The sequence below is a fragment of the Bifidobacterium vespertilionis genome (assembly GCF_008698145.1).
Classification (GTDB): Bacteria; Actinomycetota; Actinomycetes; order Actinomycetales; family Bifidobacteriaceae; genus Bifidobacterium; species Bifidobacterium vespertilionis.
In genome coordinates this window covers 307,721-315,006 of record NZ_RZNZ01000002.1, presented here as the reverse complement: position 1 = coordinate 315,006, position 7,286 = coordinate 307,721, and the positions used below count along the sequence as shown (strand labels likewise).

Annotated in this window: 8 protein-coding genes; all 8 read left to right on the top strand. The window is 68.1% G+C overall.

All coding sequences use genetic code 11. From position 1 onward, the window contains the following. Positions 1-37 precede the first annotated feature (37 nt). The 8 genes from EMO90_RS02700 to EMO90_RS02665 all read left to right on the top strand — a co-directional run bounded on the left by EMO90_RS02700 (position 38) and on the right by EMO90_RS02665 (position 7,265). Positions 38-1,078: an AAA family ATPase gene (locus EMO90_RS02700; protein WP_150394982.1), complete on the top strand. Its 1,041-nt coding sequence runs from the start codon at positions 38-40 to the stop codon at positions 1,076-1,078. Further along, on the top strand, positions 1,075-2,016 hold the full coding sequence (locus EMO90_RS02695) for a DUF58 domain-containing protein (protein WP_150353252.1): 942 nt from the start codon (positions 1,075-1,077) through the stop codon (positions 2,014-2,016). Before EMO90_RS02700 ends, EMO90_RS02695 begins: the two co-directional genes overlap by 4 nt. Then, positions 2,013-2,531: a hypothetical protein gene (locus tag EMO90_RS02690; protein WP_150353253.1), complete on the top strand. Its 519-nt coding sequence runs from the start codon at positions 2,013-2,015 to the stop codon at positions 2,529-2,531. The genes EMO90_RS02695 and EMO90_RS02690 overlap by 4 nt, the downstream gene beginning before the upstream one ends. After that, positions 2,531-3,637: a vWA domain-containing protein gene (locus EMO90_RS02685; RefSeq protein ID WP_150353254.1), complete on the top strand. Its 1,107-nt coding sequence runs from the start codon at positions 2,531-2,533 to the stop codon at positions 3,635-3,637. The genes EMO90_RS02690 and EMO90_RS02685 overlap by 1 nt, the downstream gene beginning before the upstream one ends. Next, the gene (locus tag EMO90_RS02680; RefSeq protein ID WP_150353255.1) at positions 3,634-4,665 is read left to right on the top strand and encodes a vWA domain-containing protein; all 1,032 of its coding nucleotides are present in this window, start codon (positions 3,634-3,636) and stop codon (positions 4,663-4,665) included. The genes EMO90_RS02685 and EMO90_RS02680 overlap by 4 nt, the downstream gene beginning before the upstream one ends. After that, positions 4,662-5,252, top strand: a complete 591-nt coding sequence (locus tag EMO90_RS02675) for a DUF6466 family protein (RefSeq protein WP_150353256.1) — start codon at positions 4,662-4,664, stop codon at positions 5,250-5,252. The genes EMO90_RS02680 and EMO90_RS02675 overlap by 4 nt, the downstream gene beginning before the upstream one ends. Before the next feature lie 88 nt (positions 5,253-5,340). Further along, complete coding sequence (locus EMO90_RS02670) at positions 5,341-5,595, top strand: hypothetical protein (protein ID WP_150353257.1); 255 nt, start codon at positions 5,341-5,343, stop codon at positions 5,593-5,595. Between the two features lie 20 nt (positions 5,596-5,615). Next, positions 5,616-7,265 (top strand): alpha/beta hydrolase, encoded by a 1,650-nt coding sequence (locus tag EMO90_RS02665; protein WP_150353258.1) that lies wholly within the window; start codon positions 5,616-5,618, stop codon positions 7,263-7,265. Positions 7,266-7,286: the final 21 nt, after the last annotated feature.

The window sequence follows — 7,286 nt, the reverse complement described above, 5'->3', positions numbered from 1 at the left end:
ACGCGGCCCAACCAGAACCACTCGCACCCGGCGTCGGCTGGGTCAGAGGGGGAGCAGCGCCAGCTGCCCTTCCCCGGCCCCCGTCTCGCTGGGGCCCGAGGACGTGCAGCGGGCGCGGCAGCTGGCGGACCGCATCCGCGCCCGTTTCGCCAGAACGCTGGTCGGGCAGGGGAACCTGAGGGAATCCCTGATCACGACCATGGTCGCCGGCGGGCACATCCTCATCGAGTCGGTGCCGGGCCTGGCCAAGACCACCGCCGCGCAGACCCTCGCCACCTCCGTTTCGGGCACGTTCAAGCGCGTTCAGTGCACGCCCGATCTCATGCCCTCGGACCTGGTGGGCACGCAGGTGTTCGACTTCGCCACCCAGAAGTTCGCCACGCGCATCGGTCCGATCCACGCGAACTTCGTGCTGTTGGACGAGATCAACCGCTCCAACGCGAAGACCCAGTCGGCCATGCTCGAGGCCATGGCGGAGGGCGCGACCACCATCGGCGGCGAGCGCATCGCCCTGCCCCGCCCGTTCATGGTGATCGCCACGCAGAACCCCATCGAGGAGGAGGGCACGTACAACCTGCCCGAGGCGCAGATGGACCGATTCACCATGAAGGCGGTCATGTCCTACCCAAGCGCCGCCGAGGAGGCGGACATGCTCAAGCTGCTCACCCGCCGCGGCTCGGACACGCCGGACTACGCCGCGCTCGACCAGGACCGCATCTCCGTGCGCGATGTGGAGTTCCTGCGCGCGGCGGCCAGAAAGGTGCACGTGTCCGACGCGATCATGGGCTACGCGGTGGATCTGGCGGCCACGACGCGCGGCGCCGGATCGCATCCCCTGCAGGGCCTTTCCTCGCTGGTGCGCCTGGGCGCAAGCCCACGAGCATCCATCGCGCTGACGCGCATCGGACAGGCGAACGCGCTGCTGGCCGGCCGCGACTACGTGATCCCCGAGGACGTGCGGGCGTGGGCCCATGAGGTGCTGCGCCACCGCGTGATCCTCACGTTCGAGGCGCTGGCGGACGGGGTCTCCAGCGATCAGGTCATCGACAACGTCGTCAAGGCGGTTCCCGTTCCATGATCGGTGGAACCGCGAAGTCCGGCGACCAGCTGCGCATCCGCAGGAAGATCGAGGCGCTGGGCACCAAGCTCACGCTGCCGACCGTCACCCGTGCGCTGGGGGTCCTGGAGGGCGAGCACACCTCGCATCGCGCTGGCGGCGGCGACGAGTTCATGGACATCCGCCCCTACGAGTCCGGCGACGAGGCCCGTCTGATCGACTGGAAGACCAGCGCCCGCTCGGGCCGGCCGATGATCGTCGACAAGGAGCGCCGGGCCACCAGCCGCGTGTGGATGCTCATGGACGTGGGCCGCGAGATGGCCGGCGGCTGCGCGAACGGCGAACGCGCGTATGAGGTCGCCGCGAATGCGCTGCGCATGTTCGCGGCGCTGTCGCTGCGGCGCTCCGACGACATCTCCCTGGTCTTCGGCGATTCCGGATCCATCACGCGCGTGCCGTTCAACGGGGGGTTCGCGCGCTTCGAGCATGTGCTGGACCATGCGCTGGACCGCCGGTGGGACCAGCCCCGCCATCTGGACGCGCTGCTGGACTACGCGCGCAGGCTCCGCGACCGCTCCTGCCTGCTGGTGATAGCGACCGACGAGACCGCCTTGGCCGAGCGCCATGTGGAGGTCATCCGGATGCTGGCGCAGACCCATCCGCTGGTGGTGGTCGACGTGGCCGTGGCCAATCCGTTCGCCGTCCGTCGCGCCGGGCGAAGGGTTCTGGACGCGCCGGACCGCCGTGCGCTGCCCGCGTTTCTGGCCAGCGCCGCCAACGCGCGCGAGGTGGATACGCATCGCGCCTATGTGGCGGCCTCGCTGAACCGGGAGCTCGCCCGGTGCGGCTCCACGATGGTTCGCGCCGAATCGAGCGAGGACATGTTCAACGCCTTCGTCGCCCTGGTGTCCGGGGCGCTGGCGCGCACCGCATACCGGCAGGGAGGGGTCGGCCGATGATCCTCGCATTGGATGTGTCCTCCCTGAATCCGCTGGCGCCAATGGGCGTGCCGACGGCGCTGATCGTCGCGATCGCCGTGGCGTGCGTGCTGTGCGTGGCGCTGGCCGCGGCGGCGATTGTCCTGTCCCGTCCGCGCCGCACGCCGGCCGCCCCGCGCGGCGCTCATGCCACGGCCGCCGATTCCGCCAGATGGCATCGGCGCGTCGACGATGTGGTGGCACGGTACGAGGCCGGCGCGATCGGGCGCCCGGAGGCCTTCGCCGAGCTCGCCGCCATTGTGCGGGCCTTCGCCTCGGAGGCGACCGGCCAGGACATGCGCGCGCACACGCTGTCCGATTTCTCGCGCGTGCCGCGGGCCTCGCGCGGCGATGGCGACGTGGATCTGCTGCGGCAGACCATCGCAGCCCTGTACCCGCCCGAGTTCGCGGACGGGCTGGCCAACGCGCAGGCGGGACGGACCGGCGTGGCCGAAGCGGCCGGATGGGTGTCGAATCTTGTGGATAGGTGGCGCTGATGGGTGTGTTGCAATGGCGGTGGCCGTGGGCCGTGCCCGCTGGCGTGCTGGCCGCCGTGGCGGTGATCGCCGTCGTGGCGATCGTGCTGGGCAGGCGGGATGCGAAGGCGGGACGGAGGGGCCCCTCCAACGGGAACGGTCCGGCAGACGATGCCGTGGAGGTGTGGAGTCTGGACGAGGATCTGGCCGGCGAACAGGCGTCGCGCGCCTTCCGGCTGTGGAGGCTGTGGAGCAGGGTCGCGGCCGTGCTGCTCGCGCTGTGCCTGCTGGTGGCCGCTCTGCTGGCCGGGCGGCCTTCGACCGTGGATGTCTCCGCCGAACGAGGAGAAACGCGGGACATCGTACTGTGCCTCGACGTGTCCGGTTCCACCCTGCCGTACGACCGCGAGGTGATCGCGTCGTACCTTCAGCTGGTGGATCGCTTCCAGGGCGAGCGCATCGGCCTGAGCATCTTCAATTCCACGTCGCGCACGGTGTTCCCCCTGACGGACGACTATGAGCTGGTCAAGTCGCAGCTGGGCGAGGCGAACGATCTGCTGCGGGGCGTGCAGACGCAGGACGACATCGACAAGATGAGCGATCAGGATTACCAGAAGGTGTCCGACTGGCTGGCCGGCACGCAGAACCGCAGGCAGTCCACCTCGCTGATCGGCGACGGCCTGGTCAACTGCGCGGCCATGCTGCCGGGCTTCTCCGCATCGTCGGATGCCTCCACGGCGCAGGCCACGGGCCGCAGCGCATCGATCGTGCTGGCCACGGACAACGTGGTGTCCGGCACTCCCACGTACACGCTGGCCGAGGCGATGGATCTGGCGCAATCGGCCGTCATCACCGTGGACGGCCTGTTCTCCGGCCCCACGCAGAGCGAGGGCGATCAGGCCACGCAGGAGATGCGCCAGCTGGTGGAATCCCATGGAGGCGTGTTCCTGACCCAGCGCACCGGGAAGAGCGTGAACGCGCTGGTGAGGCAGATCGAGAGCCGTCGCACGGATGAAACGGACCAGCCCGACCAATCCGGTCTGGTGGATGCGCCCGGCTGGTTCACGCTGGCCGCCGCGGCGCTGTTCCTGTGCTATCTGACGGCGGTGTGGAGGCTGAGGCGATGAACGATTTCACCTTCTCCCCCGCGCTCGGATGGATCGCGGGCCCCATACTCGCCACGTTGCTGGCGGCTGCCGGCGCGGCCTACGCCGTCTGGTTCGCACGGCACCGTGCCGACACCGACGCGAGCGTGATCGCCTGCATGCGCCGCGTGCTGATCGCGCTGGTGCTCGCGGCGATGGTGATGACCCCGGGCATGCGCGTGACCACCACCAGCCGCGCCGTGAACGCCACCGACGTGTTCATCGCCGTGGACGTGACCGGCTCCATGGCGGTCCGGGACGCCGCATACGGCTCCCCCGAGGCCATCGACAGGCTGGATGCGGCCCGCAGGGCGGTGCACGACATCACACGCCTCTACCCCGATGCAAGCTACGCCGCGGTGAGCTTCGGCGTCACCGGCAGCCTCGACGTGCCGCTCACGCCCGACGGCCTCGCCGTGGACAACTGGGCCGACACCCTGCGCACGGAATCGACGTCCGTGTCCGCCGGTTCCAACCTGGACGCGCCGATCGACCGCCTGATCCTGTCCGCCAAGGCGGCGCGCGACCTGCATCCGGACGACACGATCCTGCTGTATCTGATCACCGACGGCGAACAGACCAGCGACAAGACCCGCCGCACGTTCTCCTCGCTGCGCGCGTACATCAATGACGCCTTCGTGCTCGGCGTTGGGTCGGCCCAGGGCGGCAACATCCCCGTCACCGGGGACGGCGTGCCCTCATCTGAGAACGGCGGCGAGGGGCAGTGGGTCATCGACCCGTCGACCGGGCAGCCGGGCGTCTCCAAGCTGGACGAGAGCAACCTCACCGCCATCGCCGACGAACTGAGCGGCGGATACGAGCACATGGACGCCACGCACACCGTCGCGTCGGGGCGCACCGCGCAGACGTCAAAGGCATACCGATTCACCTCCACCGCCAAGCAGCGCACGCGCGTGGCTCCCGTGGTCTGGCCGCTCGCCATTGCGCTGCTGGCACTGCTCATCTGGGAGGCGGGCGCCTGGCTCGCCACATCAAGGAGGCTCATGTGACCGGCAAACAGCATGGAAACCGCCGCAACGACGCACGGCCTCGCGCGCCCTTGGCCGTGCGGGCCGTCCTGATCGCCCTGTCCGCGGTCTCGGCATTGGGTGCCGGATGGGCCGGGGCGAATGTTCTGGCCGTGCGCGGCTACGACACGGCAACCGCATCACTGATGCGCAATCTCGAGGCCGCATCCAAGGACGACGCCGATCTGGACCGTCTGGGCGCCGCGCAGCAGCAGACCGACGCGCAATTCGCGGACGCCGGCGCGCTCGCCCCGGTCCTGCTGCCGTCCGTGCGGGGGCCGATCGACACGAACACGGAGATCTCCAAACGGCTGACGGCCCTGATCGCCGAGGCGAAGGCCCAGCAGCAAAACGGAACTGGCACCACCGGCACGGATGGCTCCGAAGTGCAGGGCGCCGACCGGCAGCAGTCCCAGGAGGAGCAGGGGCTGAGCGATGAGCAGCGCAAGAAGGTGGACGAGCTGCTCCAGCAGAACCAGCAGCTCGCCACGGTGTCCCCCTCGCCGAGTGCCTCGTCCAGCACATCAACTTCAGCCCCCGGCGAACAATCCGCCTCCAAACCATGGTGATTTCCGCGTCGTTGCGCCGCTGAGCCACATTCGACCACAGGCAGCACCCGAATGGACCCGCGCACGCGTCCGTAGTGCGATGGGGTGCATGAACACAACGATTGATCCCCAGAACTGCGTGTGCCACGCAAAGGCACCCGACACCCGCAACACCGTCGAACGGCTCATCCGCCAAGGCGAGGAGAAGCTCGACTGGGCGCAGACCGTCTCCGAATCCGCCAAGGCGATGCATTGGGAGGGGCCGGCCGGCGAACACTACCGCGACACGCTGCACGGACTGTATTACGACGTCATGTGCGCCAAGCTCTCATTCGACACGCTGCGACAGCTGGCTTGGGGGTGATGGCAATGGGCGATCGGCAGATGAGTGCGCAGATCATCGGCGGGCCGAAGATGGTGTCCGCCGATCTTGACGCCTTCACCGCGGTAGCGGACTCCCTTGAGGAGATCGCCGCCGAACTCGACATCGTGGCATACGCATTTCGCACCGAGGGGACGAACATCGGGTGCCAGGCGTCCGTGATGCCCGGATGCCCCGCCGCACTGGGCGTGCACGCGCCGGGGCATGAGACCGTGCTGTACCCCGCCCTCGCCGCGGAACTCCAGCGGCAATCCGAGCAGTACACGGTGCTGGTCAATCGGTTCCGGGACTGCAGCCAGCGACTGGTGGAGGTCTATTCGGGCTATTCTTGGGCGGATCGGGCGGCGGAGCGGCTCATCACGGAGGGCATCCAATTGGTGTTCTCCAAGTACCCCGCCCAAACCTCCATAGCGGGTTTGATCCTCGGCGTGGGCACCATCACCGCCGGAAGCATCAAGGAGGGAAGTCCCAACCTCTTGTATGGGCTCACCGAAACCGGATGGGCGCAGGAGGGACTGCTCAGTGGATTCGGAACGGTGATCAGCGGCAAGGGGTTGCCAACCCTCGGCAGGAAATTCGCGATCGGCGGCATCTTCTCGACCGACGAGGTCAACGAGGCGGCGACAAGCGTCAGCCGTCTGGGTGCGCCGGCATACGATCTGTTCCAGGGCAACGCACTCACCGTGGAGCGGGTGGAGCCCAACATGCCGTTCCTCGACGCCCCGCGCACGATCGAGGAGGCGATGCGCAACCTCTATCTGCTCGGCCAGGAGCGACTGTACGGCAAGGACGGCACGGGGCTGAGCTACGGCACCGTCGCCATCCAGAAATTCGAGAACGCCGACGGCAGCGTCAGCTGGCTCGTGACGATCCCCGGAACGGACGGCAAGCCGGATTCGCCGTTCGGATGGCCCCAGAACGCGGACCTCATGTCCGATGAACAGGAACGCCGGATGAATGCGGACAGCGCGCGCATGGTCATGGAGGCGATGGAACAGGCCGGCATCGGAGCGGACGAGCCGGTGACGCTGATCGGGCACTCGCAGGGCGGCATCGTCTCCGCCGTCCTGGCCTCCGATTTCAAGGACCGGTACAACTTCCAGCATGTCGTCACCTGCGGGTCCCCCATTGCCAACCACAGCATCCCCAAGGACACATGGGTGACGAGCATCGAAAACCAGGACGAATTCGTGTCCAAGCTGGATGGCGCGGCCAATCCCGCGCGCGACACCTGGCTGACCGTGCGCGGCGACTCCTCCCCCGGCGCGGCGGACCCGGACAGGCCGTTCGACGCCGTGACCGTCGAGGGCACGAAGGAACGCAGGGAGCTCACCCACGGCATGAACTATCTGATAGCGGCGTTCCAGAGCGCCAGCGCCAAGGGAAACTTCTCCCTCAACGCGCACGAACGCCATTTCGGCAATCTCGTCTCCGGCAAGCTCAAGGAGACCATGTACTTCCGCGGCAGGATGTCCCACTCCGGTCAGGAGGAGGCGTACACCGCCACAGGACTGCCCCGGCAGATGAGCGACTCGCTCAGCGAACAGTCGAGGGAGCGCGTGCAGAGTCAGATGATGGACACGGCCGGGAACGCGGTGAAGGACGCGATCAAGGACAGGCTCAAAGGGGGTTTGCGAATGAAGGGCAAGTAGGTTCACGGCACGAAGTACTCT

Excerpts from the sequence above, each read along its gene's own strand:
- EMO90_RS02690 (WP_150353253.1), top strand. The coding sequence starts at position 2,013 with ATGATCCTCGCATTGGATGTGTCCTCCCTGAATCCGCTGGCGCCAATG.
- EMO90_RS02680 (WP_150353255.1), top strand. The coding sequence starts at position 3,634 with ATGAACGATTTCACCTTCTCCCCCGCGCTCGGATGGATCGCGGGCCCC.
- EMO90_RS02665 (WP_150353258.1), top strand. The coding sequence starts at position 5,616 with ATGAGTGCGCAGATCATCGGCGGGCCGAAGATGGTGTCCGCCGATCTT.
- EMO90_RS02685 (WP_150353254.1), top strand. The coding sequence starts at position 2,531 with ATGGGTGTGTTGCAATGGCGGTGGCCGTGGGCCGTGCCCGCTGGCGTG.
- EMO90_RS02695 (WP_150353252.1), top strand. The coding sequence starts at position 1,075 with ATGATCGGTGGAACCGCGAAGTCCGGCGACCAGCTGCGCATCCGCAGG.
- EMO90_RS02670 (WP_150353257.1), top strand. The coding sequence starts at position 5,341 with ATGAACACAACGATTGATCCCCAGAACTGCGTGTGCCACGCAAAGGCA.